Origin of the sequence: Pseudomonas sp. MRSN 12121 (genome assembly GCF_000931465.1) — a bacterium.
Lineage (GTDB): Bacteria > Pseudomonadota > Gammaproteobacteria > Pseudomonadales > Pseudomonadaceae > Aquipseudomonas.
In genome coordinates this window covers 6199790-6224927 of the sequence record NZ_CP010892.1, presented here as the reverse complement: position 1 = coordinate 6224927, position 25138 = coordinate 6199790, and the positions used below count along the sequence as shown (strand labels likewise).

At 61.7% G+C, this 25138-nt stretch carries 25 protein-coding genes; 15 read left to right on the top strand and 10 right to left on the bottom strand.

The annotated features are described in order from the left end of the window. The first annotated feature begins 44 nt into the window (after nt 1–44). The 7 genes from TO66_RS28405 to trpE all read left to right on the top strand — a co-directional run bounded on the left by TO66_RS28405 (nt 45) and on the right by trpE (nt 7757). Nucleotides 45–1106 carry an ABC transporter substrate-binding protein gene (locus TO66_RS28405; RefSeq protein ID WP_044465359.1) on the top strand — a complete coding sequence of 354 codons (1062 nt, stop codon included), beginning with the start codon at nt 45–47 and terminating at the stop codon, nt 1104–1106. Nucleotides 1107–1270: 164 nt separating this feature from the next. Next, nucleotides 1271–2518 (top strand): ABC transporter permease, encoded by a 1248-nt coding sequence (locus TO66_RS28400; RefSeq protein WP_044465358.1) that lies wholly within the window; start codon nt 1271–1273, stop codon nt 2516–2518. A gap of 13 nt (nt 2519–2531) precedes the next feature. Next, nucleotides 2532–3356, top strand: coding sequence for an ABC transporter permease (locus tag TO66_RS28395; RefSeq protein WP_044465357.1), 825 nt, complete (start codon nt 2532–2534; stop codon nt 3354–3356). A gap of 131 nt (nt 3357–3487) precedes the next feature. Further along, nucleotides 3488–4636, top strand: coding sequence for an iron-containing alcohol dehydrogenase (locus TO66_RS28390; protein WP_044465356.1), 1149 nt, complete (start codon nt 3488–3490; stop codon nt 4634–4636). A 79-nt stretch (nt 4637–4715) separates the two neighbouring features. Next, a complete protein-coding gene (gene rpe / locus TO66_RS28385; RefSeq protein WP_009045869.1) occupies nt 4716–5390 on the top strand; it encodes a ribulose-phosphate 3-epimerase in 675 nt (224 codons plus the stop codon). Further along, nucleotides 5387–6205 (top strand): phosphoglycolate phosphatase, encoded by an 819-nt coding sequence (locus tag TO66_RS28380; RefSeq protein ID WP_044465355.1) that lies wholly within the window; start codon nt 5387–5389, stop codon nt 6203–6205. Before rpe ends, TO66_RS28380 begins: the two co-directional genes overlap by 4 nt. Nucleotides 6206–6275: 70 nt before the next feature. Beyond that, nucleotides 6276–7757, top strand: a complete 1482-nt coding sequence (trpE, locus tag TO66_RS28375; protein ID WP_044465354.1) for an anthranilate synthase component I — start codon at nt 6276–6278, stop codon at nt 7755–7757. 69 nt (nt 7758–7826) lie between these two features. Here trpE and estP read toward each other — a convergent pair whose 3' ends face one another. Beyond that, nucleotides 7827–9737: an esterase EstP gene (estP, locus tag TO66_RS28370; protein WP_044465353.1), complete on the bottom strand. Its 1911-nt coding sequence runs from the start codon at nt 9735–9737 to the stop codon at nt 7827–7829. Nucleotides 9738–10146: 409 nt separating this feature from the next. Here estP and TO66_RS28365 point away from each other — a divergent pair, with 409 nt between their 5' ends. From TO66_RS28365 to TO66_RS28350, 4 genes are all read left to right on the top strand, one after another. Further along, on the top strand, nt 10147–10740 hold the full coding sequence (locus TO66_RS28365; RefSeq protein WP_007930170.1) for an aminodeoxychorismate/anthranilate synthase component II: 594 nt from the start codon (nt 10147–10149) through the stop codon (nt 10738–10740). A gap of 9 nt (nt 10741–10749) precedes the next feature. Then, nucleotides 10750–11799, top strand: coding sequence for an anthranilate phosphoribosyltransferase (gene trpD, locus TO66_RS28360; protein WP_044465352.1), 1050 nt, complete (start codon nt 10750–10752; stop codon nt 11797–11799). Then, nucleotides 11796–12632 (top strand): indole-3-glycerol phosphate synthase TrpC, encoded by an 837-nt coding sequence (gene trpC, locus TO66_RS28355; RefSeq protein WP_044465351.1) that lies wholly within the window; start codon nt 11796–11798, stop codon nt 12630–12632. Before trpD ends, trpC begins: the two co-directional genes overlap by 4 nt. Before the next feature lie 67 nt (nt 12633–12699). Then, a complete protein-coding gene (locus TO66_RS28350; RefSeq protein WP_044465350.1) occupies nt 12700–13401 on the top strand; it encodes a lipoyl protein ligase domain-containing protein in 702 nt (233 codons plus the stop codon). On the opposite strand, the gene crp is transcribed toward TO66_RS28350, so the two are convergent. Further along, a complete protein-coding gene (crp, locus tag TO66_RS28345; RefSeq protein WP_044465349.1) occupies nt 13398–14042 on the bottom strand; it encodes a cAMP-activated global transcriptional regulator CRP in 645 nt (214 codons plus the stop codon). The two genes, TO66_RS28350 and crp, sit on opposite strands and share 4 nt — an antisense overlap. A gap of 231 nt (nt 14043–14273) precedes the next feature. Between crp and TO66_RS28340 the strand changes: the two genes are divergently transcribed. Continuing rightward, nucleotides 14274–14696: an OsmC family protein gene (locus tag TO66_RS28340; protein ID WP_016772921.1), complete on the top strand. Its 423-nt coding sequence runs from the start codon at nt 14274–14276 to the stop codon at nt 14694–14696. 76 nt (nt 14697–14772) lie between these two features. Here TO66_RS28340 and coq7 read toward each other — a convergent pair whose 3' ends face one another. The 6 genes from coq7 to hemJ all read right to left on the bottom strand — a co-directional run bounded on the left by coq7 (nt 14773) and on the right by hemJ (nt 19262). Beyond that, nucleotides 14773–15420: a 2-polyprenyl-3-methyl-6-methoxy-1,4-benzoquinone monooxygenase gene (coq7, locus tag TO66_RS28335; protein ID WP_044465348.1), complete on the bottom strand. Its 648-nt coding sequence runs from the start codon at nt 15418–15420 to the stop codon at nt 14773–14775. A gap of 125 nt (nt 15421–15545) precedes the next feature. Next, a complete protein-coding gene (locus tag TO66_RS28330; RefSeq protein WP_044465347.1) occupies nt 15546–15884 on the bottom strand; it encodes a histidine triad nucleotide-binding protein in 339 nt (112 codons plus the stop codon). Nucleotides 15885–15963: 79 nt separating this feature from the next. Beyond that, complete coding sequence (locus TO66_RS28325; RefSeq protein ID WP_044465346.1) at nt 15964–16752, bottom strand: SDR family oxidoreductase; 789 nt, start codon at nt 16750–16752, stop codon at nt 15964–15966. A 125-nt stretch (nt 16753–16877) separates the two neighbouring features. After that, nucleotides 16878–17732, bottom strand: a complete 855-nt coding sequence (locus tag TO66_RS28320; protein ID WP_044465345.1) for a DUF805 domain-containing protein — start codon at nt 17730–17732, stop codon at nt 16878–16880. Between the two features lie 96 nt (nt 17733–17828). Further along, a complete protein-coding gene (locus TO66_RS28315; RefSeq protein ID WP_044465344.1) occupies nt 17829–18797 on the bottom strand; it encodes a nitronate monooxygenase family protein in 969 nt (322 codons plus the stop codon). A 33-nt stretch (nt 18798–18830) separates the two neighbouring features. Further along, nucleotides 18831–19262 (bottom strand): protoporphyrinogen oxidase HemJ, encoded by a 432-nt coding sequence (hemJ, locus tag TO66_RS28310; RefSeq protein WP_044465343.1) that lies wholly within the window; start codon nt 19260–19262, stop codon nt 18831–18833. Between the two features lie 134 nt (nt 19263–19396). Between hemJ and argC the strand changes: the two genes are divergently transcribed. Together argC and erpA are read left to right on the top strand one after the other, a co-directional pair. Beyond that, nucleotides 19397–20431, top strand: coding sequence for an N-acetyl-gamma-glutamyl-phosphate reductase (gene argC / locus TO66_RS28305; RefSeq protein WP_044465342.1), 1035 nt, complete (start codon nt 19397–19399; stop codon nt 20429–20431). Nucleotides 20432–20598: 167 nt separating this feature from the next. Then, the gene (gene erpA / locus TO66_RS28300) at nt 20599–20949 is read left to right on the top strand and encodes an iron-sulfur cluster insertion protein ErpA (RefSeq protein ID WP_007906865.1); all 351 of its coding nucleotides are present in this window, start codon (nt 20599–20601) and stop codon (nt 20947–20949) included. Nucleotides 20950–21015: 66 nt separating this feature from the next. Here erpA and TO66_RS28295 read toward each other — a convergent pair whose 3' ends face one another. Both TO66_RS28295 and TO66_RS28290 read right to left on the bottom strand, forming a co-directional pair. Further along, complete coding sequence (locus tag TO66_RS28295; protein WP_044465341.1) at nt 21016–22107, bottom strand: anhydro-N-acetylmuramic acid kinase; 1092 nt, start codon at nt 22105–22107, stop codon at nt 21016–21018. A 2-nt stretch (nt 22108–22109) separates the two neighbouring features. Beyond that, nucleotides 22110–23540, bottom strand: coding sequence for a peptidoglycan DD-metalloendopeptidase family protein (locus TO66_RS28290; protein WP_044465340.1), 1431 nt, complete (start codon nt 23538–23540; stop codon nt 22110–22112). Nucleotides 23541–23750: 210 nt separating this feature from the next. Between TO66_RS28290 and tyrS the strand changes: the two genes are divergently transcribed. Beyond that, nucleotides 23751–24950, top strand: a complete 1200-nt coding sequence (gene tyrS / locus TO66_RS28285; protein WP_044465339.1) for a tyrosine--tRNA ligase — start codon at nt 23751–23753, stop codon at nt 24948–24950. Nucleotides 24951–25138: the final 188 nt, after the last annotated feature.

The following is a 25138-nucleotide window of genomic DNA, read 5'->3' as shown; positions in this document are numbered from 1 at the left end:
TCGCCCCCTTGCTTCACCAACCCTGCACGTGGAGAGAACAATAAATGTCGAGATCCCTGAAATTCACCGCTCCCCTTGGCGCTATCGCTGTGGCACTGGGCCTGATGGGCGCGACACACGCGATGGCGGCGGGCCCGGACCTGACCGTGGTGTCCTTTGGCGGGGCGAACAAGGCGGCACAGGTCAAGGCCTTCTACGCCCCGTGGGAAGCCGCGGGCAACGGCAAGATCGTCGCCGGCGAGTACAACGGCGAGATGGCCAAGGTCAAGGCCATGGTCGACACCAAGAGCGTGTCCTGGGACCTGGTGGAAGTCGAGTCGCCGGAGCTGTCCCGCGGTTGCGACGAAGACATGTTCGAGCAGCTCGACCCGGCGCTGTTCGGCAAGGGCGAGGACTACGTCAAAGGCGCGATCCAGCCGTGCGGCGTGGGCTTCTTCGTCTGGTCGACCGTGCTGGCCTATAACGCCGACAAGCTGAAGACCGCGCCCACCAGCTGGGCGGATTTCTGGGACACCAAGAAATTCCCGGACAAGCGTGGCCTGCGCAAGGGCGCCAAGTACACCCTGGAGTTCGCCCTGATGGCCGACGGCGTGGCGCCCAAGGATGTGTACAAGGTGCTGGCCGGCAAGGACGGCCAGGATCGTGCCTTCAAGAAGCTCGATGAACTCAAGCCGAGCATTCAGTGGTGGGAAGCCGGCGCCCAGCCGCCGCAGTACCTGGCCTCCGGTGACGTGGTCATGAGCTCGGCCTACAACGGCCGGATTGCCGCGGTGCAGAAAGAAAGCAACCTGAAGGTGGTGTGGAACGGCGGCATCTACGACTTCGACGCCTGGGCCATTCCGAAGGGCCTGGACAAGACCCGTGCCGAAGCGGCGAAGAAGTTCATCGCCTTCTCGGTGCAGCCGCAGCAGCAGAAGACCTACTCGGAAAACATCGCCTACGGTCCGGCCAATACCCAGGCGGTGCCGCTGCTGGCCAAGGACATCCTGAAAGACATGCCGACCACCCCGGAAAACATCGCCAACCAGGTGCAGATCGACGTCAGCTTCTGGGCTGACAACGGCGAGCAACTGGAACAGCGCTTCAACGCCTGGGCCGCGAAGTAAGCGCCATGCCGTAGGGAGCTTGTCCGCGATGGACGGTGACGGGGGCTGGCAGGCCTGCGCATCGCTGCATCGCGGGCAAGCCTCGCTCCTACAGGTGTTGCGTTGTTAACGGCAGCGGCGGCCTGTCCGCCCGCTGCAACGATCAAAGATTTGCGGAGTTCGTCATGGCCATTACCGTTCCCCTGAACGAGGTCAGCAGCCCCAGCCTCAAGCAGCGCCTGGCGCGCGCCGAGCGGGTCAACCGCTGGAAGGCGCAAGCGCTGATCGCGCCGCTGGTGCTGTTCCTGCTGCTGGTGTTTCTCGTGCCTATCGCGGCGCTGCTGTACAAGAGCGTCGGTAACCCGGAGGTGGTGGAAGGCATGCCGCGCACCGTCACCGCCGTGGCTGCCTGGGACGGACGCGGCCTGCCGGCCGAGCCGGTGTACAAGGCGCTGAGCGAAGACCTGGCCGAGGCGCGCAAGCATCAGACCCTCGGTGACCTGTCCAAGCGGCTGAACATGGAGCTGGCCGGCTATCGCAGCCTGCTGACCAAGACCGCCCGTGCCCTGCCGTTCAAGGAGGAACCGGCTTCTTATAAGGAAGCGCTGGAAGCCATCGACGAGCGCTGGGGCGACCCGGCCTACTGGCAAGCGGTACGCCGCAACACCAGCAGCCTGACCCCGTTCTACCTGCTGGCCGCCGTCGACCATCGGATCGACGACCTCGGGGAGATCGCCCCGGCGACCCCGGACCAGGCCATTTACCTGGATATCTTTGCCCGAACTTTCTGGATGGGCCTGGTGATTACCGGCATCTGCCTGGTGCTCGCCTACCCGCTGGCTTACCTGCTAGCCAACCTGCCGGCACGCCAGAGCAACCTGCTGATGATCCTGGTGCTGTTGCCGTTCTGGACCTCGATCCTGGTGCGCGTCGCAGCGTGGATCGTGCTGCTGCAATCGGGCGGCCTGATCAACAGCGCGCTGATGGCCATGGGCGTGATCGACAAGCCGCTGGAGCTGGTGTTCAACCGCACCGGGGTCTACATCTCCATGGTGCATATCCTGCTGCCGTTCATGATCCTGCCGATCTACAGCGTGATGAAAGGCATCTCGCCGACCTATATGCGCGCCGCGATTTCCCTCGGCTGTCATCCGTTCGCCAGTTTCTGGCGGGTGTATTTCCCGCAGACCTACGCTGGCGTCGGCGCCGGTTGCCTGCTGGTGTTCATCCTCGCCATCGGCTACTACATCACCCCGGCCCTGCTGGGCAGCCCGAACGACCAGATGGTCAGCTACTTCGTCGCCTTCTACACCAACACCAGCATCAACTGGGGCATGGCCACCGCGCTGGGCGGCTTGCTGCTGTTGGCGACCATCGTGCTGTACCTGATCTACAGCTGGCTGGTGGGCGCCAGTCGCCTGCGCCTGAGCTAAGGAGAGAATCGAAATGTCGAGCCCCTACATGTCGCCCGTCGAGCGGGCCTGGTTCTACAGCTTGCGGATTCTCTGCGGCTTGATCCTGTTGTTCCTGATCCTGCCGGTGCTGGTCATCGTGCCGCTGTCATTCAACTCGGGCAGCTTCCTGGTGTACCCGCTGCAGGGCTTCTCGCTGCAGTGGTACCACGACTTCTTCGCCTCGGCGGAATGGATGCGCGCGCTGAAGAACAGCATCATCGTCGCCCCGGCGGCCACGGTGCTGGCGATGGTCTTCGGCACGCTGGCGGCCATCGGCCTGACCCGTGGCGACTTCCCTGGCAAGGCGCTGGTGATGGCCCTGGTGATCTCGCCGATGGTGGTGCCGGTGGTGATCATCGGCGTGGCCAGCTACCTGTTCTTCGCACCCCTGGGCATGGGCAACAGCTTTTTCTCGCTGATCATCGTCCATGCCGTGCTGGGCGTGCCGTTCGTGATCATCACGGTGTCGGCCACCTTGCAGGGCTTCAACCACAACCTGGTACGGGCTGCGGCCAGCCTCGGCGCGTCGCCGCTGACCACGTTCCGCCGGGTAACCCTGCCGCTGATCGCGCCGGGGGTGATCAGCGGGGCGCTGTTCGCCTTTGCCACCTCGTTCGATGAAGTAGTGGTCACGCTGTTCCTCGCCGGCCCCGAGCAAGCCACCTTGCCCCGGCAGATGTTCAGCGGGATCCGCGAGAACCTCAGCCCGACGATCGCCGCCGCGGCGACGCTGCTGATCGCCTTTTCGGTGATCCTGCTGCTGACCCTGGAATGGCTGCGCGGGCGCAGCGAGAAACTGCGTACCGCCCCGGTCTGACCGGCATGGACGGATCGCTCCCGGGCCCGCCGGGGCGCGATCCGCCCGGGCATTCATGGGCCGAATGGCAGACAACCCCGAATCCCCAGCTACGCTTGTGCCAGCTCCTTTCCTTATAAGAGGCCGCGCACATGAGTCTTTCCTCTTTCAAAATCGCTCATAAACTGCTCACCGGCTCTGCCGCCATCGAGCAACTGTCCGCCGAGCTGAGCCGCCTGGATGTCGATAACCCGCTGATCGTCACCGATGCCGCGTTGGTCAAGTCCGGCACCGTGGAGCTGGCGCTGGCGCAGTTGGGCGGGCGCGACTACGAGATTTTCGACCGGGTGCAGCCCGACCCGGAGCTGGCCATCGTCGAGGACTGCATGCGGGTCTACCGCGAAGGCGGGCACGACGGGCTGATCGGCCTGGGCGGCGGCAGCGCCATCGATATCGCCAAAAGCGTCGCGGCCTACGCCGGTTATCACGGCGCGCTGGAGGATCTGTTCGGCATCGACCAGGTGCCGCGCAAGGGGCCGCCGCTGATCGCCATCCCCACCACCGCCGGCACCGGCTCCGAAGTCACCAACGTGGCGATTCTCTCGGACAAGGCCGCGCAGCTGAAAAAGGGCATCGTCAGCGACTATTTGCTGCCGGATGTGGCGCTGGTCAGCCCGCAGATGACCCTGACCTGCCCGCGCAGCGTCACCGCCGCCAGCGGCGTCGATGCCTTGGTGCATGCCATCGAGTCCTACCTGTCGCTCAACGCCTCGCCCATCACCGACTCCCTGGCCCTCGGCGCCATCCGCTTGATCGTCCGGGCACTGCCCAAGGCCTACGCCAATCCCGCCCACCTGCAGGCCCGCGAAGACATGGCCACCGCCAGCCTGATGGCCGGCATGGCCTTCGGCAACGCCGGGGTCGGCGCGGTGCACGCCCTGGCCTATCCCCTGGGCGGGCGTTTCAATATCGGCCACGGCGTCAGCAATGCCTTGCTGCTGCCCTACGTCATGACCTGGAACAAGATGGCGTGCGTCGAGCGCATGCAGGATATCGCCGAGGCCATGGGGGTCAGGACCGCACACCTGAGCGCAGCCGAGGCGGCCGATCAGGCCGTGGAGGCCATGACCCGGCTCTGCGTCGCGGTGGAGATTCCATCGGGGTTGCGCAGTTTCGGGGTGCCGCAGGAGGCGATCCCGTCCATGGCCGTGGAGGCCGCGGGGATCGAGCGCCTGATGCGCAACAACCCACGCCGCCTGAGCCCCGGCGATATCGAGAAGATCTATCGCGCGGCTTACTGATCATCGCGGTCACGGTGCGCGCGCCAAAGCATGAGGTATACAATGCGCGCCACCGTGATTCTGCTCAAAAAGGTGCGTCATGCAGCCCTTCGCTATTGCTCCGTCGATCCTCTCCGCCGACTTCGCCCGCCTGGGCGAGGAAGTGGACAATGTTCTCGCCGCTGGCGCCGACATCGTGCACTTCGATGTCATGGACAACCATTACGTGCCTAACCTGACCATCGGCCCGATGGTCTGCGCGGCCCTGCGCAAGTACGGCATCACCGCGCCGATCGACGCCCACCTGATGGTGAGCCCGGTGGATCGCATCATCGGCGACTTCATCGAGGCCGGCGCGACCTACATCACCTTCCACCCGGAAGCCACGCTGCATGTCGACCGCTCCCTGCAGATGATCCGCGAAGGTGGCTGCAAGGCTGGCCTGGTGTTCAACCCGGCCACCCCGCTGGACGTGCTCAAGTACGTGATGGACAAGGTCGACATGGTCCTGCTGATGAGCGTCAACCCGGGCTTCGGCGGGCAGAAGTTCATCCCCGGCACCCTCGACAAGCTGCGCGAGGCCCGCGCCCTGATCGATGCGTCCGGCCGTGACATCCGCCTGGAAATCGACGGTGGCGTGAACGTGAACAACATCCGTGAGATCGCTGCCGCGGGCGCGGATACCTTCGTCGCCGGCTCGGCGATCTTCAATGCGCCGAACTACCGCGACGTGATCGAGAAGATGCGCGCCGAACTGGCGCTGGCGCGTCCATGAGCGGTTTCGAGCAGCTGTTCCCGGGGCGCCTGCCGCGGCTGGTGATGTTCGACCTGGATGGCACCCTGGTCGATTCGGTTCCCGACCTCGCGGCCGCCGTGGATGAAATGCTGCTCAAGCTCGGGCGTCCGCCCGCGGGGATCGAGGCGGTGCGCGAGTGGGTCGGCAACGGTGTGCAGATGCTGGTGCGCCGGGCCCTGGCCAACGATATCGCGGCCGAGGGCGTCGATGACGGCGAGGCGGAACACGCGCTGGAGCTGTTCAACAGCGCCTATGAGGATGGCCACGAGCTGACCGTGGTCTATCCGGGCGTGCGCGACACCCTCAAATGGCTGCACAAGCAGGGCGTCGAGATGGCCCTGATCACCAACAAGCCGGAACGTTTCGTCGCGCCGTTGCTGGATCAGATGAAGATCGGCCGCTATTTCCGCTGGATCATCGGCGGCGATACCCTGCCGCAGAAGAAGCCCGACCCGGCGGCGCTGTTTTTCGTGATGAAAATGGCCAGCATTCCAGCCTCGCAATCGCTGTTCGTCGGCGACTCGCGCAGCGACGTGCTGGCCGCGAAAGCGGCGGGTGTGAAGTGCGTGGCATTGAGCTACGGCTACAACCACGGACGGCCGATCGCCGAGGAATCGCCGGCCCTGGTGATCGACGATCTGCGCCAGCTAATTCCCGGTTGCCTGGATCCGGCCGCTGAGATAACGTTGCCCGACGCTGTTCAATCCCCTCCTGGAAACGCCATCGTGGTGGTTACCCGCAAACTCTGGATGAAAGTCATCAAGGCCCTGGCCCGTTGGCGTTGGCGCGCCTGACGTGTTCCCGGCCGGACTTCCGGCGCGTTTGCATACCTGACTGTCAGAACCTCAAGCCACGAGGCACCCCATGATCCGCGAAGAATTCCTGCGTTTGGCCGCTGCCGGCTACAACCGCATCCCGCTTGCCTGTGAAACCCTGGCCGACTTCGACACGCCGCTGTCGATCTACCTGAAACTGGCCGACCAGCCCAATTCCTACCTGCTGGAATCGGTGCAGGGCGGCGAGAAATGGGGCCGTTATTCGATCATCGGCTTGCCCTGCCGTACGGTGCTGCGGGTGCACGATCACCAGGTCAGCGTGACCGTCGATGGCATCGAGACCGAAAGCCATGAGGTGGCCGACCCGCTGGCATTCGTCGAGGAGTTCAAGGCGCGCTACCAGGTGCCGACCATCGCCGGCCTGCCGCGTTTCAACGGTGGCCTGGTGGGCTACTTCGGCTACGACTGCGTGCGTTACGTGGAGAAGCGCCTGGGCAAATGCCCGAACCCGGACCCGATCGGCGTGCCGGACATCCTGCTGATGGTTTCCGACGCGGTGGTGGTGTTCGATAACCTGGCCGGCAAGATGCATGCGATCGTGCTTGCCGATCCCTCCCGGGACGATGCCTTCGAGCAAGGCCAGGCGCGCTTGCAGGCGCTGCTGGAAAAGCTGCGCCAGCCCATCACCCCGCGTCGTGGCCTGGACCTCGGCAAGCAGCAGGCGGCCGAGCCGGTGTTCCGCTCCAGTTTCACCCAGGGTGACTACGAGCGCGCCGTCGACACCATCAAGGAGTACATCCTGGCGGGCGACTGCATGCAGGTGGTGCCATCGCAGCGCATGTCCATCGACTTCAAGGCGGCGCCGATCGACTTGTATCGCGCCCTGCGTTGTTTCAACCCGACGCCCTACATGTACTTCTTCAACTTCGGCGACTTCCATGTGGTCGGCAGTTCGCCGGAAGTGCTGGTGCGGGTCGAAGACAACCTGATCACCGTGCGGCCGATCGCCGGCACCCGTCCGCGGGGCGCCACCGAAGAAGCCGATCGGGCGCTGGAAGAGGACCTGCTGTCCGACGACAAGGAAATCGCCGAGCACCTGATGCTGATCGACCTGGGGCGCAACGACACCGGTCGGGTGTCCGAGATCGGTTCGGTGAAGCTCACCGAGAAGATGGTGATCGAGCGCTACTCCAACGTGATGCACATCGTGTCCAACGTCACCGGCCAGTTGAAGGATGGGCTGACGGCGATGGATGCGCTGCGGGTGATCCTGCCGGCGGGCACTTTGTCCGGTGCGCCGAAGATCCGTGCGATGGAAATCATCGACGAGCTGGAACCGGTCAAGCGTGGCGTGTACGGCGGGGCGGTGGGTTATTTCGCCTGGAACGGCAACATGGACACGGCCATCGCCATCCGCACCGCGGTGATCAAGGATGGCGAGCTGCACGTACAGGCCGGTGGCGGTATCGTCGCCGACTCGGTGCCCGCGCTGGAATGGGAGGAAACCCTGAACAAGCGTCGCGCCATGTTCCGCGCCGTGGCCCTGGCCGAGCAGACGGCCGACAGCTGAGTCCGGATAGCGCCGCATAAAAAAACGCTGCCTCCTTGCGGGGGCAGCGTTTTTTATTGCCTGGGATTCCTAGAAGTCGAGGCTGACCCCGACATTGATGCCCTGTTGGGTGAAGTCGTCGTCCTTGCGGATGTTGTAGCTGGCGCGCAGGGCCAGGTCCTGGGTGAGTTTATGGCTGACGCCCAGGTTCAGGCGGTTCAGGTTGCTCTGCGGGGTATAGCCTTCCAGCGTGTAGCGGTTGTCCGGCAGGCTGTTGAGGGCCATGGTCAGCTTCTGGGTATCGTCCTCGTATTCCTTTTCGTGGGCGATTTCGCCGAACACCTGGGTTTGCGGGGTGATCTGGTATTTGCCTTGCAAACCGAGGCCCAGGCGTCGCGACGTACGCTTCTGGTCGTCGAAGGTCAGCGCGGTGGAATCGCTGCCGTCCTCGGAGTAGCCATCGACCTTGACCCGCGCGTAGTCGGCGCTGACGAATGGCGACAAGTGCCATGGGCTGCTGGCCTGCTGGGCAATGTCGTAACCCACGCGAGCGCTGAAGGCCAGGACGTCGCCGCTGGTATCGCCTTTCTCCCCACGTTCGTTGGCGCCCAGGTCGAATTTGCGCTTGAGGTTGTCGTAATCCAGGTGCCCGGCGGTGGCCGCCGCGTCGGCCCACCAGCGATTCTGCTGGTATTGGGCGAAGGCGGTGCCCAGGTAGGTGTTGAGCTTGTAGTCCGAGTCGTTGCCGCCGGCTTCGAGCTTCTGGCGGTAGGCGCCGGCCAGCACCCCTACGCGCCAGGCTTCGTTGAGTCGGTAGCTGCCGCCGACGTTCAGGTTGAAGCCGTTGCCGTCGGCACTGGCGCCGCTGCGCTGGCTGTCGAAGTCCTGGTGCTGGCCGCCGCCGGCGACAATGGCTCGCCACTGGCCAACGCCCTGCCAATTCTCCCAGTCGGCCTGCCATTGGCTGCGCAACTCATCCTGGTGCGCGCGCAGCGTGCCCTGGGCCATTTCCGGGAGCAGGGTGATTTCCCAAGGCGCCGCCAGCAGCGAATAAGCGTAATCGGCGATCAGCCGCTGCCCGGCTTCGGTCGGGTGGACCGAGTCGTTGTAGATCAGCTTGGTCGGGTCCGGTGTGGCGCTGTGGAGACCGTAGCGCGCGTTTTCCGTGCAGCCGCTGCCGCTGAAGCAGGTGGCGGTCAGGTTCTGGTCGGTGGCCAGGCCGAACTGTGCCGGATTGGCGAAAGCTTCCTTCAGCAGCACGGGAATGTTGAGCGGAATGACTTCGGCATTCACGGTCTGTAGCTGGCGGACCAGCTCGGTATTGAACTGGGCGCTGAGCTGAGAGGTGAACGCCTGCAGCGGGCTGCCGTTGATCGCCGGGGTCAGGCCGATGTCCGGCAGCAGCCAGACCATGATGTAGCGGGCGCCAGCCTGTTGCAGGGTCTGCACGCTGTCCACCAGGCGGTCGGCTGCGGCGCTGGCCTGGTTGAGACTGGTCACGCGGCCTTGCAGGAAATCGTTGCCGCCGCCCGACAGGTAATAGAGGGCATTCGGGTCGGCGCGGAAGTTGTTGGCCACCAGATAACCCGGCCGGCTGCGATCGCCGGCGGTCGAGGTGGTGGTGATCGAGTCGAGAATCTGGTCAGTGCGATAACCGCCGACCGCCCAGTTATTGCCATCGGGCAGGCCCGCGCTCGCCCGGGTCGCCGAGGTAGAGGCGGCGAGCTGGTCGTCGGAGAAGCCGAGCTTGCCACCCAGTAACTGTGTCGAGTTGGCGGCACGGACTTCCCCGCTGCCATCCAGGTAGACCGGCCCGGTGCGGTTGGTGAAACGCTGGGTCGCGCCTGCCGGGCCTCCCGGATCGGCAAATTGCCCGGCATCGTTGAGGCTGTCGCCGAACACGATAAAGCTGGAATAGGGGGAGGGCGCGGCGATTGCCTGGGCGCAAGCCAGGGACAAGAGGCTGCTGGCAAGCGGGACGAACAGTTTCTGTCTGAGCATAGGGAAGTCCGTTTTATTTATTGTTGTATTGAACGAGACGACAGTACCAAAAACTTTTGTACATCAGCTATGGCAAAAGGCCGCATCGCTTGTTTGTCCGGGGGCGGCCGCGCCATATTGCACGCTCTGCTCAGCTAAGTTACTGTGCCGGAACGAATGAATGAGACCTTCCCCGTGTTGATCGTCAGCAAACTCTTGATGCGAGTTGTCAAGGCCCACGCCCGTTGGCGTTGGCGCGCCTGACTGTTCTCTTCCGGCCCGGCCGGACCTGTACCGCTTTGCCTTCTTTGCCCCCCGTTTGACTCCGCTTGTGCTGGTTGAGTAATGACGACCCGCGGCGGGCACCTCAGCGGGCAATCCACTGAAGGCTGTATTAAAAGTCAGTGAATTCAAGAGGTTGTAAATCCCCATGTTGCTGATGATCGATAACTACGACTCTTTTACCTATAACGTTGTGCAGTACCTGGGCGAGCTGGGTGCCGAGGTCAAGGTCGTGCGCAACGACGAATTGACCGTGGCCGAGATCGAAGCGCTCAACCCTGAGCGGATCGTTGTGTCGCCCGGTCCTTGCACCCCGACCGAGGCCGGGGTGTCCATCGAGGCGATCAAGCATTTTGCTGGCAAACTGCCAATCCTGGGCGTCTGCCTGGGCCACCAGTCCATTGGCCAGGCCTTTGGCGGCGACGTGGTGCGCGCGCGCCAGGTAATGCACGGTAAGACTAGCCCGGTATTTCACCAGGACAAGGGTGTATTCGCCGGCCTGAACCATCCCCTGACAGTCACCCGTTACCACTCCCTGGTGGTCAAGCACGACACCTTGCCGGACTGTCTCGAACTGACCGCCTGGACCCAGCTGGAAGACGGCTCCGTCGACGAGATCATGGGGCTGCGCCACAAGACGCTGAACATCGAGGGCGTGCAATTCCACCCCGAGTCTATTCTCACCGAGCAGGGTCACGAGCTGTTCGCCAATTTCCTCAAACAGAGCGGCGGCACGCGCTAAGGACTTTCCATGGATATCAAGACAGCCCTGAGCCGTATCGTCGGCCACCTCGACCTGACCACCGATGAGATGCGCCAGGTCATGCGTGAAATCATGACCGGGCAATGCACTGATGCGCAGATCGGCGCCTTCATGATGGCCATGCGCATGAAGAGCGAAAGCATCGACGAAATCGTCGGCGCCGTTTCGGTCATGCGCGAGCTGGCGGACAAGGTCGAGTTGAAAACCCTCGACGGCGTGGTCGATGTGGTTGGCACCGGCGGTGACGGCGCGAACATCTTCAACGTGTCCACGGCTTCTTCCTTTGTCGTCGCGGCGGCCGGTTGCACGGTGGCCAAGCACGGTAACCGCGCGGTCTCCGGGAAAAGCGGCAGCGCCGACCTGCTCGAGTCCGCCGGCATCTACCTGAACCTGACACCGGTGCAGGTAGCCCGTTGTATCGACAACGTCGGTATCGGCTTCATGTTCGCCCAGTCCCATCACGGCGCGATGAAGCACGCGGCCGGCCCGCGCCGCGACCTGGGGTTGCGCACCCTGTTCAACATGCTTGGCCCGCTTACGAATCCGGCCGGCGTGAAGCATCAGGTGGTGGGCGTGTTCACCCAGGCCTTGTGCCGCCCATTGGCTGAAGTCTTGCAACGCCTGGGCAGCAAGCATGTGCTGGTGGTGCACTCCCAGGACGGCCTGGACGAATTCAGCCTGGCGGCGCCGACCTATGTGGCCGAGCTGAAAAACGACGAAATCACCGAATACTGGGTCCAGCCTGAAGACCTGGGCATCAAGAGCCAGAGTCTGTTCGGCCTGGTGGTCGAGAGTCCGGCGGCGTCGCTGGAACTGATCCGCGATGCGCTGGGCCGGCGCAAGACCGAGCATGGGCAGAAGGCGGCGGAAATGATCGTCCTCAATGCCGGGGCCGCGCTCTATGCGGCGGACCATGCGAGCAGCCTGAAAGAAGGCGTGGCGCTGGCCCATGATGCGTTGCACACCGGGCTGGCCCGCGAAAAGCTTGAGGAATTGGGCGCCTTTACCGCGGTATTCAAGCAGGAGAATGAAGGATGAGTGTGCCGACGGTTCTGGAAAAAATCCTCGCCCGCAAGGTCGAGGAAGTGGCTGAGCGCAGGGCGCGGGTGAGCCTGGCCGAACTCGAAGGGCTGGCTCGTGCCGCGGATGCACCGCGCGGCTTTGCCAAGGCATTGCTCGACCAGGCCAGGCTCAAGCAGCCAGCGGTGATCGCCGAAATCAAGAAGGCCTCGCCGAGCAAAGGGGTGATCCGCGAGCACTTTGTGCCGGCGGAGATTGCCAAGAGCTACGAGAAGGGTGGCGCGACTTGCCTGTCGGTCCTCACCGACGTCGATTATTTCCAGGGCGCCGATGCTTACCTGCAGCAGGCCCGTGGTGCTTGTTCGCTGCCGGTGATCCGCAAGGATTTCATGATCGATCCGTACCAGATCGTCGAAGCCCGTGCCCTGGGCGCCGACTGCGTGCTGCTGATCGTGGCCGCGCTGGATGACGCCAGGATGGCCGAACTGGCGGCCGTGGCCAAAGGCGTGGGTCTCGATGTGCTGGTGGAAGTGCACGACGGCGATGAATTGCAGCGTGCGCTGAAAACCCTCGACACCCCATTGGTGGGCATCAACAACCGCAACCTGCATACCTTCGACGTCAACCTGGAAACCACCCTGGACCTGTTGCCGCAGATTCCGCGCGATCGCCTGGTGATCACCGAGAGCGGCATCCTCAACCGGGCCGATGTCGAGCTGATGGAAATCAGCGACGTCTATTCCTTCCTGGTAGGCGAAGCCTTCATGCGCGCGGAAAGCCCGGGCCTGGAGCTGCAACGCCTGTTCTTCCCGGAGCGGGGCCTGCCCGTGAGTGGTTCGACCCTGGATTGAACTTCAATGAATGAAAAAGCCGGCGTTGCCGGCTTTTTCATATCTAGCGCAAAGGATTTCTACTGCCATGACCCAGCCTCTTTCCCTGACCGTTGAAGCCGGCCTGCAGGCCGAGCAGGATTTGCTTGCCCAGGTATGCCATGGCGACCAGGAGTACGGCTTGCTGTTCTGGCAACCGAGCGACAGGGCGCTGGTCATGCCGCGCCGCTTGAGTCGCCTGCCAGGGTTCGAGCAGGCCTGCGACGAGCTGGCGGCCAGTGGTTGGCCGGTGCTGTTGCGCGAGACCGGCGGGGAGCCGGTGCCGCAATCGGCGGCGACCATCAACATTGCGCTGGTCTACGCGCCTGCGCGCAGCGAGGGCGATCAGAACCGGATCGAAACCGGCTATCGTCGCCTGTGCCAGCCGATCTGCGATCTCTTGACCGAGCTGGGAGGCAATCCCTCCCTGGGCGAAGTCGAAGGTGCGTTCTGCGATGGCCGTTTCAACGTCAATCTCGACGGCCGCAAAATGGTGGGCACCGCACAGCGTTGGCGTCAGAGCAAGGGTGGTACGCGCCCGGTGGGGCTGGTGCATGGGGCGCTGTTGCTGGATGACGAGCGGGAAACCATGGTCGCGGCGGTCAATCGCTTCAACCAGGCGTGTGGCCTGGAGCAGCGCTGCCGCGCGCAAAGTCATATCGCCTTGCATGAAGCGTTCGCTGCGCCGAACGCCATCGAGCGCCTGGATGCCCTGTATCGGCAGATGCTGGCGCAGGTCCTGCCGCTCTAACGGGTGCCGAATACCACCATGGTCTTGCCCTTGACGTTGACCAGGTTGCGTTCCTCCAGGTCCTTGAGCACTCGGCCGACCATTTCCCGGGAACAGCCGACGATGCGTCCGATTTCCTGACGGGTCACCTTGATCTGCATGCCGTCCGGATGCGTCATCGCGTCCGGCTGTTTGCACAGGTCGAGCAGGCAGCGGGCCACCCGCCCGGTGACATCGAAGAATGCCAGGTCGCCGACCTTGCGCGTGGTATTGCGCAGGCGTTGGGCAATCTGGCCGCTGAGGACATACAGAATGTCGGGATCCTGCTGGGACAGCTCACGGAACTTCGCGTAACTGATCTCGGCGACTTCGCACTCGACCTTGGCCCGAACCCAGGCACTGCGCTGTTGCTCATGCCCGGCCTGTTCGAACAGGCCCAGTTCGCCGAAAAAGTCCCCGGCATTGAGGTAGGCGATGATCATTTCCCGGCCGTCATCGTCTTCGATCAGGATGGTGACCGAACCTTTGATGATGAAGAACAGGGTATCCGACTGGTCGCCGGCGCAGATGATGTTGCTCTTGGCCTGATAGCGGCGGCGCTGGCAATGCATCAACAGCTTGTCGAGGTTCTTGATCCTGGGTGTAGGGGCAATAGCAACCATGGTTGTATCCCGAAAAAACAGCACGGTGTGATTTGGTTTTTTTATGGGGCGATCAAGGCTGATCGCCGATAGCTGGCAAAGCGCCAGTGATTTGGCGTCAGCTTAACAGACACATCCTTAGGGTAATGAGGAATTTTCCTATCAGAGTCGGGCGCCCGGGTAGGCAAAGCGCTGTCATCCCAAGCCCCTGTGCTAAGCTGGCGACCCTTTTTTTACAGTGGAGTCTTGGCGATGAAGGCACGCATCCAATGGGCTGGCGAAGCCATGTTCCTCGGGGAATCGGGCAGCGGTCATGTGGTGGTAATGGATGGTCCGCCGGACGCCGGTGGTCGTAACCTGGGTGTGCGGCCGATGGAAATGCTCCTGCTCGGCGTGGGCGGTTGCAGCAATTTCGACGTGGTCAGCATCCTGAAAAAATCCCGCCAGGCTGTCGAAAGTTGTGAAGCCTTCCTCGATGCCGAACGCGCCACCGAAGATCCCAAGGTCTTCACCAAGATCCACATGCATTTCGTGGTCAAGGGGCGCGGGTTGAAGGAAGCCCAGGTCAAGCGCGCCATCGAACTGTCGGCGGAAAAGTACTGCTCGGCGTCGATCATGCTTGGAGCGGCCGGGGTGGCCATCACTCATGATTACGAGATCGTCGAGCTGGGTTGAGTCGCCTTTTGGGCTTTCGAACTCAGAATGAAAAAGGGCGCTGAAAGCGCCCTTTTTTTGCCTGCAACCGGCCTGCTCAGATCCGGTAGGTGCTCTTGGTCATGACCTTGGCCAGCAGGCTCATGCCGAACTTCACCGGTGCCGGGAAACGGAAGCCCCCTGCGTCCAGGGCGGTTTCGGCATGTTGTTCTTCGTCGATGCGCATCTGCTCGAGAATGGCCCGGGACTTTTCATCCTCCGCTGGCAATTGCTCCAGGTGTTCGTTCAGGTGCTTGCACACCTGGTCTTCGGTGGCCGCCACGAACCCCAGACTGACCTTGTCGCTGATCAGCCCGGCGACTGCGCCGATGCCGAACGACATGCCGTAAAACAATGGGTTGAGTACGCTGGGGTGGCTGCCCAGTTGGCGAATGCGTTGTTCGCACCAGGCCAGATGGTCGATCTCTTCTTCCGCGGCATGCTCCATCGCAGCGCGTACCTGCGGCAGCTTGGCGGTCAGGGCCTGGCCCTGGTACAGCGCCTGGGCACAGACTTCGCCGGTGTGGTTGATGCGCATCAGGCCGGCCACATGCCGGGTGTCTTCTTCGCTCATCTGCGCATCCGGCTGCACAATGGCAGGGGACGGACGATAAGGCTGGCCACTGAAGGGCAGCAAGGTGCGCATTGCCGCGTCTGCCTGTAGCAGGAGACGGTCAATCGGCGAGTAGTGACGTTGGGTAGTCATGCTTACCTCCGGGAAGAATCACGGCGGCCAGTTTACCGCAATCGATGGGGTGAGGCCTGCGCTGGATCAGCACACTCTCGACAAAACCGGGCGAGGAGTGTGCTGGCGCGCGCAGGCGGGTGCAATCAGCCCGGAGGCCAGTGCATCTGGCGCTGACCCAGCACGTGCATGTGAATGTGATACACGGTCTGGCCGCCGAGTTCATTGCAGTTCATGACGACGCGAAAGCCCTCTTCGCAACCCAGTTCCCGCGCCAGGCGCTGGGCGGTGAACAGGATATGCCCGGCCAGCAGCTTGTCGTCTTCGGTCAGGTCATTGAGGGTACGTACCGGTTTTTTCGGGATTACCAGGAAATGCACGGGCGCCTGTGGGGCAATATCGTGGAAGGCCAGAACCTGGTCGTCCTCGTAGATGATCTTCGCGGGTATTTCCCGGTTGATGATCTTGGTGAACAGAGTATCCACAGCTGTTTCTCCGTTGTGTTGGTCCGGGCTGAGTGTACTCAGGCGAGCTGAGTGCGCCCAGCCCTGGATGGTTGCCAGGTCAGCGCGGGCAATAGGCTTTGTTGACCGCGCCGGAAATCTTTCGGGTCAGCCAGCGCGAGCCCAGTCGCGGGCTGAAGGCAAACCAGCGGTTGCGGCGGCCGGGGATGATGATGGCGCGGTTCTTGTCCAGGGCGCGGACGGTATACAGCGCGACTTCTTCCGGGCTCATCAGCAATTTGCTGTCGCTCAGTTTCTCGGCATCAAGTTGTGCGGTATCGAAGAATCGCGTGCGGGTCGGCCCCGGACAGAGCACGGATACCTTGATCCCGTTTTTCTTCAGTTCCTCGCGCAGGCCTTCGGAAAAGTGCAGTACATAGGCCTTGCTGGCGTAGTAGGTGCTCATCCAGGGGCCAGGATAGAAACCGGCGATCGAGGCGACATTGAGGATCTGTCCTCCACCGTGCAGCGCCATGCTGTTGCCCAGCGCGTGGCAGAGGCGGGTGAGGGCCAGGATATTCACCTCGATCAGGTCCTGTTCGGTCATCCAGTCCTGGGCGAGGAACGGGCCGCAGGTACCGATACCGGCGCAGTTCACCAGCAGGTCGATCTGCCGATCGCCTTCTTCCAGTTCCAGCAGAAAACCCGAAAGCCGCAAAGGCTCGCCCAGGTCGCAGGCGCGAAACAGTACTTCCACGCCAAAGCGCTGAGTCAGCTCGATGGCGATACTTTCCAGCTGATCACGCTGACGGGCCACCAGGATCAGGCTGCGGCCGCGCCGTGCCAGCGCCTCGGCCAGGGCCAGGCCTATGCCGCTGGAAGCGCCGGTGATCAGAGCGTAACGGGTCATGCGGGTCTCCATTGCAACGGCCGCTGGCCCATCGGGAAGGTCCCGGGCTGCGGCGCGCCAAATCAATCCAATAGTCTACAGGTGGCCGGGGTTGGCTGGCGGTTTTCGCCGGGTGCGTCCCAGGGTCAGGTCGAACTGAGCCCGACAATGAAGGACAGCAGCAGAACGATGATCCATAACACCGCCAGCACCTTGACCCCGCTGCTGTTTGGCGGTGGAGGGGCGCCATAACGATTGGCGCCGGTGTTGCCTGGTAATGCCGCGAGCACCAGCGGAAATATTGCATACACAAAAGGCAGCAGGTTCAGCAGCCAGAGCCAGCCCGACCAGCCCAGGTCATGCAGGCGTTGAACGGAAATGGTGATGTTCAGGTAAGCGAAGAGCAGTGCTACGCCAGCCAGGAAAATCATCCCGGTGACCTGCAGGCCATTGCCGACGAGCGCCGCAGTCAGAAAACCTCCGGCGAGGGTGGTTACCAGTATCAGGGTCAGGGTCCAGGCCAGGTAGCGCAGGCGTCCGATACGCCCATCCACACTATGGAATTTCAGTGCACCGAATTCGGGGAGCGGATCGCCAACGCTGGCTTGGGGCGGCGCATAGGGCGAAGCGCTCGGCCTGGTCAGGGGCTCGGAGTTCGCGCGTTGCCAGTCATTTGCCGTGCCCGACTTCGCCTGGGGAGCAGGCATTGGGGCTGGCTGGGTGGGGGGTGTGGCGGGGGCGGAGGCCGGTTGATCGCTACCGGGCGCGGGGTCCGGTTCGACGCGTGGATCGATTCCGGCCTGGTTGAGCGCGGCAAGGTAAATCTTCGCATCCTGCTCGCTAAGGTCACGCTTGAGGGTCATGGTTTGACCCTTGAACAGAGGCTCGATCGCAGCGATATCGCTTTTGAACAGCTTGGCGATTTTCTGCTTGGCATGTTCGATGTCGATTCCCGGAAGCAAAGTCCCGTCAAATACGATCTTGAAACGGTCTTCGCTCATGCAGGGCTTCCTTGTCGGCTTATGGAGAGGGGGAGGGCTCTATCGGGCGACAGTTTAAAGCCAGCCATCCATGGCTGGCCAAAAAACATCACTGATTCAGCGTGGCCAGCGTTGTGGCAGGCGCGCGGCCTGTTCCAGGGCCGCACGGTATTCGGTGTCAAGGCGTGCGACCAGTTGATCGACACTCGGCAAGTCCTTGATTTCGCCAACGCCCTGCCCGGCGGACCATACGGTTTTCCAGGCTTTGGCTTCGTCATTGACAGGCTTGAGTTTCGAACCGAAGTCGACATCACCTTTGCCTTGCAGGGCGGCAAGGTCGAAGCCGGCGTTTTCCAGGCTTTGGCGCATGAAGCTTGCAGGAACTCCGGAGACCGCCGCGGTATGCACGATGTCGGCGGCCTTGGCGTTCAGCAGCATCTCCTTGTAGGCGTCGGGAGCATGACTCTCCGTGGTGCCGATGAAGCGCGTACCGAAGTAGGCAAGGTCGGCGCCGAGCAATTGTGCAGCGAGGATCTCGTGGCCGTGGTTCAGGCAGCCGGCCAGCAGCAGGGTCTTGTCGAAAAACTGGCGGATTTCCGCGATCAGCGAGAACGGGCTCCAGGTCCCGGCATGGCCACCTGCGCCGGCGGCGACGGCAATCAGTCCGTCGACTCCGGCCTCGGCGGCTTTTTCTGCATGGCGCCGGGTCGTGACGTCATGGAACACCAGGCCCCCATAGCTGTGCACCGCGTCGACCAGGTCCTTCACAGCCCCCAGGCTGGTGATGACGATGGGCACCTTGTGTTCGATGCAGATCGCCAGATCGGCCTCAAGGCGTGGGTTGCTGTGATGCACGATCAGGTTCACGGCGTAAGGTGCGGGGTTTTCCAGGCGCGCAAGGCCCGCCTCGATCTCCTCCAGCCAAGCCTTGAAGCCGCTGCTTTCACGCTGGTTGAGGGCAGGGAAACTGCCTACCACCCCATTGCGGCAGCAAGCCAGGACCAGTTGCGGGTTGGAGATCAGGAACATCGGCGCAGCCACGACAGGCAGACGCAGGCGTTGTTCGAGCAGAGCGGGCAGCGACATTGGAAGTACCCCGAATGATAACGAGAGTAAGAGTTAGAACGGCCGGACGACCACCAGAATTACAATGGCGATCAATAGCAGAACCGGTACTTCATTGAACCAGCGGTAAAAGACATGGCTGCGGGTGTTTTCGCCACGGGCGAAGCGCTTCACCTGGGCGCCGCACATATGGTGATAGCCGATCAGGATGACCACTAGCGTCAGCTTGGCGTGCATCCAGCCGCCCTGGCCGAAATAGGCGCTGGGGTTCAGGCTCAGCAGCCAGATCCCGAAAATCAGCGTGGCGATCATCGCCGGGCCCATGATCCCGCGATACAACTTGCGCTCCATGAGGCTGAAGCGTTCCTTGCTGATCGTGTCTTCGCTTTGAGCGTGGTAGACGAACAGGCGCGGCAGGTAGAACAGGCCGGCAAACCAGCAGACCAGACTGACGATATGAAAGGCTTTGAGCCACAGATAGAGCATTTTGGTTATTCCCAGGTTCACGGTGACGAAGATAGTAGAGGCTGCACCCTCCACACGTCACCTCGATGGTTGTCGCAGGGTCTTTCGGCCCCTATTATCGACGGCTTTCCAGTGGGTTCGTTGAGGGCAGGTTTATGGTCAAGGTCGGTATCGTCGGCGGCACGGGTTACACCGGTGTCGAGCTGCTGCGTCTGTTGGCGCAACATCCGCAGGCTGAAGTGGTGGTCATCACTTCCCGATCCGAGGCGGGCCTGGCGGTAGCCGATATGTATCCGAACCTGCGAGGTCACTACGATGGCCTCGCGTTCAGCGTTCCTGACATCAAGACCCTTGGCGCCTGCGATGTGGTGTTCTTCGCGACTCCCCATGGTGTCGCCCACGCTCTGGCGGGCGAGTTGCTGGCCGCGGGCACCAAGGTCATCGACCTGTCGGCGGACTTCCGCCTGCAGGATGCCGAAGAATGGGCCAAGTGGTACGGCCAGCCTCATGGCGCCCCCGAGTTGCTGGACGAAGCCGTCTACGGCTTGCCCGAGGTCAATCGCGAGCAGATCAAGAAGGCGCGCCTGATTGCTGTCCCGGGCTGCTACCCGACTGCGACCCAGCTCGGCTTCCTGCCATTGCTGGAGGCGGGCCTTGCTGATGCTTCGCGACTGATCGCCGATTGCAAGTCGGGCGTCAGCGGGGCCGGTCGTGGCGCCAGTGTCGGCTCCCTGTATTCCGAAACGTCGGAAAGCATGAAGGCCTATGCGGTCAAGGGGCATCGCCACCTGCCGGAGATTCGCCAGGGCCTGCGGCGGGCGGCGGGCAAGGATGTGGGCCTGACTTTCGTGCCCCACCTGACGCCGATGATCCGTGGCATTCACTCGACGCTCTACTCGACCGTCGTGGACAGGTCGGTGGACCTGCAGGCACTGTTCGAGAAGCGTTATGCCAATGAGCCGTTCGTGGATGTCATGCCGGCGGGCAGCCATCCAGAAACCCGCAGTGTGCGTGGCGCCAACGTATGTCGGATTGCCGTGCATCGCCCTCAGGATGGTGACCTGGTGGTCGTTCTGTCGGTAATCGACAATCTGGTGAAGGGCGCTTCGGGCCAGGCGGTACAGAACCTGAACATCCTGTTCGGGCTGGACGAGCGCCTGGGGCTTTCTCACGCGGGCATGTTGCCGTAAGACGCTTTCCTGCCTCGGTAAAAAGGCCCATTACGGGCCTTTTTGCATTCTGCGGCGCGGCCTGGGCTTATTGATATACCGTAACAATAGTTGACCGATTTTCTGGGAGAAGCGGATAATGCGCGTCATCACGCATTATGGCGGCGTAACGCCGGGAGATAGTCAGCATGAGCGTTGAATCCTTCACCCCCACGGCTTTGCAATTCACCCACGGTGCCGCGCACAAGGTGAAGAGCCTGGTCGATGAAGAGGGTAATGATCGCTTGAAGCTGCGCGTATTCGTTACGGGCGGCGGTTGTTCAGGGTTTCAGTACGGCTTCACTTTCGATGAAGAAGTTGCGGATGACGACACCATCGTCGAGCGCGAAGGCGTCAGCCTGGTGGTTGATCCGATGAGCTTTCAATACCTGGCAGGTGCCGAGGTGGATTATCAGGAAGGCTTGGAAGGCTCGCGTTTCGTGATCAAGAATCCGAATGCCACCACCACCTGTGGTTGCGGTTCTTCGTTCTCGATCTGATTACCAGTCACTGCTTTACCAGGCGCCGCAGGACTTTCGGGTTCTGCGGCGTTTTGCTGTCTGGTGTCAGGCGGGATAGATCGCGCCCAGGATTCGCAGGCCGCGGGCGCCGGTGACGCTCGGGCGGTTGGCGGCTATTCCCTCGAGGCAGCAGTGGGCCAGCCAGGCGAATGCCATGGCCTCAACCCAGTCCGGATCGACGCCGTGGGTGGCGGTACTGCTGACCCGGGTATGGGGTAGCAGATCGGACAAGCGCTTCATCAATGCCGAGTTGTGAGCGCCGCCACCGCAGACCAATAGCTCCTGAGTGCCGCTCTGGGCGCCTTGCAACGACTGGACTATGGTCTGCGCTGTCAGCTCCAGCAGCGTTGCCTGGACGTTTTCAGCGGCAAAGGCCGGCAGGCGGGCCAGATGCCCTTGCAGCCATTCCAGATTAAACACCTCGCGCCCGGTGCTTTTTGGGCCTTGAGTGGCAAAGAATGGGTCGCTGAGCAGGGCGCCCAGCAGTATTGGCTCTACCTGGCCACTGGCGGCCCATTGGCCGTTGCGATCGAAACTTTCGCCACGCCGAGCCTGGATCCAGGCGTCCAGCAGGACGTTGCCTGGTCCGCAGTCGAAGCCGGCCACCGGCTTGTCGCTTTCGATCAGGCTCAGGTTGCTGAAGCCGCCGATATTCAGGACTGCGCGCCTATTGGAGCTTTGATCGAAGAGCGCCTCATGAAACGCCGGCACCAGCGGCGCTCCTTGGCCACCGGCGGCCACATCGCGGCTACGGAAATCACTGACGACTGTGATACCGGTGAGTTCGGCCAACAGGGCAGGGTTGCCAATCTGGACTGTGAAACCCCGGGCCGGCTCATGGCGAATGGTCTGGCCATGGCTGCCTATCGCGCGGATGTCCGCGGGTTCAAGTCGCTGTTGGTCGAGAAGGTCATGAATGCCTTGGGCGGCCAGTTTCACCCAGTTCTGTTGGGCGATGGCGGAGCGGGCGATTTCATCGGGACCGCTGGCGCACAAGCCAAGCAGCTCGGCGCGCAGGGATTCGGGCATGGGAATGTAGTGCGTGGCGAGCAGTCGAACTGCCTGGGTTTGCTCGATGAGTGCGATGTCCAGTCCATCGAGGCTGGTCCCGGACATCACACCTATGTAGAGCGCCATGCTTAACGCTTGTTCGAGGCGAGCATGGTAGCTTTTTCCTGATCCATGCGGGCCATCAGTGGTTGGCTTTGTTGCAGGAAGCGTGCGCGCTCCGCTTTGGCGATTGGATCAGCCATGGGCAGTTTCTGGCCCAGCGGGTCGACGTGCACGCCATTGACCTGGAACTCGTAATGCAGGTGCGGGCCAGTGGAAAGCCCGGTTGTACCGATATAGCCGATCACCTGGCCCTGTTTGACAGTCCCGCCAGTTTTGACGCCTTTGGCGAAGCCCTGCATGTGGCCGTACAGCGTACGGTAGGTATTGCCGTGCTGGATGATCACGGTGTTGCCGTAGCCGCCACGGCGACCGGCCAGCAGTACCTTGCCATCACCAGCGGCTTTGATTGGCGTGCCGCGAGGCGCTGCGTAGTCAACGCCTTTGTGAGCGCGGATCTTGTTCAGGATTGGATGCTTGCGGCCCATGGAGAAGCGCGAGCTAATGCGGGCGAAGTCCACCGGTGTGCGGATGAAGGCCTTGCGCATGCTGTTGCCGTCAGCGGTGTAGTAGCTGCTCGAGCCCTGCTTGTTGGTGTAGCGCACTGCCGTATAGGTCTTGCCGCGGTTGGTGAAGCGGGCAGAGAGGATATTGCGACTGCCCACGGCCTTGCCATTGGCAACGGTTTGCTCATAGATCACGTCGAACTCGTCGCCTGGACGAATATCCTGAGCAAAGTCGATGTCGTAGCCGAAGATGCTGGCCATATCCATCGTCAGGCTGTGGGACAGGCCGGCACGGGCCGCGGATTGCGAAAGCGAGCTGTTGATCACGCCATGGACGTAGGCGGTGCGTACCATCGGCTTGGCCGTGATACGGCTGAACGCGAAGCCTTTTGGGCCTTTGGTCAAGGTAATGCTTTCAAGGTCGTTGACCTTGCTGTGCAGGTTGTTCAGCTGGCCATCGGAGCCCAGCTCGAACTCGAGCTTCTGGCCGCGCTTCAACTGGGTGAACTGCTTGGCCTGCTTGTCGCTGGCCAGCACTTCGTGCACCGAAGCGGCGGGCAATCCGACTTTTTCGAACAGGGTGGAAAGGGTATCGCCCTTGGCAACTATCACTTCCCGATGATTCGGGGCTTTCTTCTCTTCTGCCACCGCTGGAGTCGGCTGCTCTTGGACGGCTTCCGCGGTCTTGGCGTTGTCTTCGGGGCTGTTTTCTATTTGTGCGAAGGGGGACGCTACGGCCTCATTTGTGGCTTGTACGGCATCTGCGTCGTCTTGATCTTGTGTCAATTGCTCGACTGGGCTTTCCAGATCAAGGCTCAAGGTTGTTCTTTTGGCTTCTACGTCACTGGAAGGAAATACCAGGAGCGCCAGGCTGAGAAGGGCGGCAATACCACTTGCGGCGAGCAGGTGGGTCTTCGGATAAAGCGGCGGGGCTTTAGGCGGTTCTGAGCTCATAAGTAATTTGACTTTGAAAAAGATGAATTGGAAAAGATGAATGACATGATGAAGATGAAATAACTGTATAAAATATAACCAAATCATCTCTTAAGCAAGCCTGCGGACGTCCTGTCTGCGGAAAGCCTTCCATACGCCGGGCAAAACTTGTAATTAGGCGCTGATCTTGTATGGTTGGTTCCCTTTGAATCTGAGCCTTGCGGGTCTGTTATGAAGTCGGTTGAAGAGCAGCTAGCGCTGATCAAACGTGGTGCTGAAGAGTTGTTGGTCGAGTCCGAGCTGGTCGAAAAGCTCAAGCGCGGTCAGCCGCTGCGTATTAAGGCTGGCTTTGACCCGACGGCGCCGGATCTGCACCTGGGGCACACCGTGCTTATTAATAAGCTGCGCCAGTTCCAGGAGTTGGGGCATCAGGTCATCTTTCTGATTGGCGATTTCACCGGCATGATCGGTGATCCAAGCGGTAAGAGTGCTACCCGTCCGCCGCTGACCCGCGAGCAGGTGCTCGAGAATGCCGAGACTTATAAAAGTCAGGTGTTCAAGATTCTGGATCCGGCCAAAACCGAAGTTGCCTTCAACTCCACCTGGATGGACAAGATGGGGCCGGCGGACTTCATTCGCCTGACTTCTCAGTACACCGTCGCTCGTATGCTCGAGCGTGATGACTTCGACAAGCGCTACTCCACCAATCAGCCGATTGCCATTCATGAGTTTCTCTACCCGCTGGTTCAGGGCTATGACTCGGTGGCTTTGCGTGCTGATGTTGAGTTGGGTGGTACGGACCAGAAGTTCAATCTGCTGATGGGGCGTGAACTGCAACGGGGTTACGGCCAAGAGGCTCAGTGCATTCTGACGATGCCTTTGCTCGAGGGGTTGGACGGTGTCAAGAAGATGTCCAAATCCCTGGGTAACTACGTGGGCATCCAGGAAGCGCCAGGCGTCATGTATAGCAAGCTGGTTTCCATTCCAGATGCTTTGATGTGGCGCTACTTCGAGTTGCTGAGCTTCCGTTCCATGGAGGAAATCCTGTCCTTCAAGGCGGATGTGGATGCGGGCGCCAATCCGCGGGATATCAAGATCAAGCTGGCTGAAGAAATCGTTGCGCGTTTCCATGGTGAGGAAGCGGCTGCGAATGCTCATCGCGCGGCGGGCAACCGCATGAAGGATGGTGAGTTGCCGGACGATTTGCCTGAGATTGAGCTGGTGGCGGCTGAGGATATGCCAATCGCTGCTGTTCTTAATAAGGCTGGGCTGGTAAAGAACTCGGCGATGGCACGTGATCTGCTCGGTTCTGGTGGCGTGCGGGTGGATGGTGAAGTGGTCGAGCGTGCCTTTATGTGGGCGATTGGCTCGACTCATGTCTGCCAGGCCGGAAAGAAGTCTTTTGCGCGTATTACGCTTAAATCCGAATAAATTGGAAAATAGGTGTTGACGGCGAATTATATCTCTCTATAATTCGCCCCACTTCCGGCGCAGTCGAAATGGAAAACTCCTTGAGATTCAACGAGTTAAGCGATTTTCGGCAGCGGTTAAGCTTCAGTTCATCGAAGCCCGAAGGAGTTGATAAGGCAGTGAGTTTTCGCCTTGTTGACGGTTCGATC